The 2,722-nt window shown below is 43.1% G+C and carries 3 protein-coding genes; 2 read left to right on the forward strand and 1 reads right to left on the reverse strand.

Going from position 1 to position 2,722, the window contains the following annotated elements; all coding sequences use genetic code 11:
• The coding region (locus AC1DLI_RS34200; protein ID WP_477610170.1) for a hypothetical protein at window positions 1-311 on the reverse strand (311 nt) is incomplete at its 3' end.
• A gap of 467 nt (window positions 312-778) precedes the next feature.
• On the opposite strand from AC1DLI_RS34200, the gene AC1DLI_RS34205 reads away from it, so the two are divergent.
• The gene (locus AC1DLI_RS34205) at window positions 779-1,807 is read left to right on the forward strand and encodes an aminoglycoside phosphotransferase family protein (RefSeq protein ID WP_477610172.1); all 1,029 of its coding nucleotides are present in this window, start codon (window positions 779-781) and stop codon (window positions 1,805-1,807) included.
• A gap of 75 nt (window positions 1,808-1,882) precedes the next feature.
• Complete coding sequence (locus AC1DLI_RS34210) at window positions 1,883-2,341, forward strand: hypothetical protein (protein WP_477610174.1); 459 nt, start codon at window positions 1,883-1,885, stop codon at window positions 2,339-2,341.
• Window positions 2,342-2,722: the final 381 nt, after the last annotated feature.

Below are 2,722 nucleotides of genomic sequence, written 5' to 3' on the forward strand. Positions count from 1 at the left end.
TCGTCAGGGTATCTTGTCCATTGAATTCGCTTATACAATTCTCCTAGGGCATGCTCTACTTCATTTCTAAATTGTTTCCATAGCATCTTAGCTTTGTAATAGTCACCGTTATTACGAGTAGCATTCACTAAGTCATAACAGAGTTTATCCTTTCTGGAAATCTCCATACTGATTTCATCAACTGTAAAAAGAATTTCTTTTTTGAGTTTGGCGTCATTCTCCATAGTTGCGATCATTTCGGCCATAATTGAAATTATATTGGGATTATTTTGAGCTGAGTGATTAATACATTCAGCGAGTTGGATAGTCATAAATTTCTCCCTCCTAGCAACGTGCTGTTACCATTCTGGTTTTATATAATACTTTTCGTTAGAAGGTTTTTTTTTTAGTCTCTAAGCAAGTGAAGACAGCTGCTTCTTTGTTTATAGTGAAGTGAAGGATGAAATTTATTGGCATGGCCAGGTGAGATTATATCCGACTTAATACGTTAACGGAGAACGATAGTTGAACACCGAAAGGACTGCAGCGTGGTAGTTCTTCGTTACGCTAACGGGCAGAATAGTTATAACTAAAGTCTTCCCAAAATTAGGGATTACATTTGATATAATCATCTAAGCAGCTGGTTTAACGGCTGTCGTCTTCTCAATAGATGGGTTTCTATGCCCCGCAGCATGATAACGAGTATATCCAGGATAATACGAGCTACCTCATCGACAAGAGAACTCGAAACAAAACTCTCGCCATGTGGAGTAAGTAAACGGAGAAAACGGAGGAATAAATGAATATTGAACTTGAAAAGCTGATTTACGCTTTAAACCAACGGTTCAAGACGGATATCATCTCTGCCGACTGCCAAACTATGCCGTTACAGGGCGGAACTGTGGGAAATGTGTACCTGGTAACGGGGATCGCCGAAAGCGTGGATGGCAAAAAAATGCCGTACCGTATAGTGCTGAAAATCCAGAATAAATGGGAGCGTTACGGCGATCCGGGCTCATGGCGTCGGGRATATGATCTCTATTCGTCTGACTTGGGAGCGACGTTCTCGCAAGCCCTCCACTGGCCGACATGTTATCACGCCGAGCTCAATGCCGAAGAGAATGAATACCAGCTGTGGCTGGAATATATCGATGGCGTAACCGGTTTAGACTTGACCGGTGACATGTATGAAAAGGCCGCGCTGGAGTTAGGGCGCTTTCAAGGCAAGTTGTATGCGGAGCAGCCCGCCGTGCTGCAGAGCCTGACCAATCTGAGCCATGCGGATCTCATGAAGAATACGTACCTGCATTATCGGTCATGGCCGGTCGTCTACGATTATATACGCTCGGAGGATTGCGGATTCCCGCTGCACGTGCGGCAAATGCTCATCGACATCGATGAGCAAGCAGACGAGATATTCGCTCGTATCGAAAAATTGCCCCTCGTGCTATGCCACCGTGACTTCTGGGTAACCAACCTGATCTATGCTGAAGGGAATATCGCGCTCATCGACTGGGATACCAGCGGATGGGGCTACCTGGGCGAGGATCTCGCAAGCCTGATCGCAGATGAACCGGATATCGATCACATGGTCGAATACTACCAGCGTTGCGTCCCCGCGTATTACAAAGGCTTTTCGGAGTATGCACATGTAACCCGAATCGCCGATCATTGTGTCTATGAGATAATTCTTCTCGTATTCGGGTACAGGCTTGTAGAGGGGTATCTCCACACAGAGGCTGATGACGAGAAGACGAAGCATGTCCATACTCTCCAAAAAATCTATGAAATGAAGACCAACCCTGGATGGTCACATCTGGTTACATAGCCTGAACTAACGGGACACGATAGTTCAATATTGAAAAGTTGCTAATCCCTGAAAAACTTGAGTGGAGAAAAGAAAATGTACATTCCTAATTCGATGAGATTAGCCGAGTTTCTATATATGGGAGACATTAATAATTACTTAAGTTCTGAAGAAATAGAAAGAATACCAAAAAAAACATGGGATGAATCCTATAAAATTATTGAATTAATGCAAATAGGCTCACAGGTGATTGATGTATTCCATTTGGTAAATTCGTCTGGAAATTATGCAGGCTGTTTTAAGGCATTGCTGATTACTAATGATGATGTAGATAACGATTATAAAGGATTGATAAAGGATTTAGGTTTAGTCCTATATGAAATCAATAAAGGAATAAACGTAGTTGAACTAGAGAAAGTGATTTGGCCACGAACAAGTGCTATCTCGAATTGTATAAAGTGTGGAAATAAGCTTTATGTAGGAGATAAGATGAAATACCATTATAAAGAAAGACATCTTGGTTATTCACATTTGACTTGCGAATCTTTCGATTAAGCTCCCTCCAAGTGATTCAGATTCCTCACTCAGACTCATGAATTCGCAGGATTTTATCCTATAGTAAGTGAGAAGAAGAGGAATCACCCATATTGTTCCATATACGCACTTCTCCACTTTACCCTAGTGATTCTCGCTTCCATGTCTCAACGGGTCATAGCCCTTTCATTCCTTCGTCACATCTAACTACGGGGTGGAGGTCGGTCTTTCTAACGGAACGGGTCCGAGCCCATTTGCGTAACATCTCCCGATACTCCGTGCTTCTTTTGTCATCCTGCGAATGCTTGAGCTGGTAAGGATCGTCTGATCTTATGCTGCAAGTGGGGGGAATACTTTGGTTGAATCGTAAGCCTCGCAGCTTTTTGCCAGTCCGACTAGCAG

The organism is Paenibacillus sp. 01T443 (assembly GCF_056398325.1).

Excerpts from the sequence above, each read along its gene's own strand:
- AC1DLI_RS34210 (WP_477610174.1), top strand. The coding sequence starts at position 1,883 with ATGTACATTCCTAATTCGATGAGATTAGCCGAGTTTCTATATATGGGA.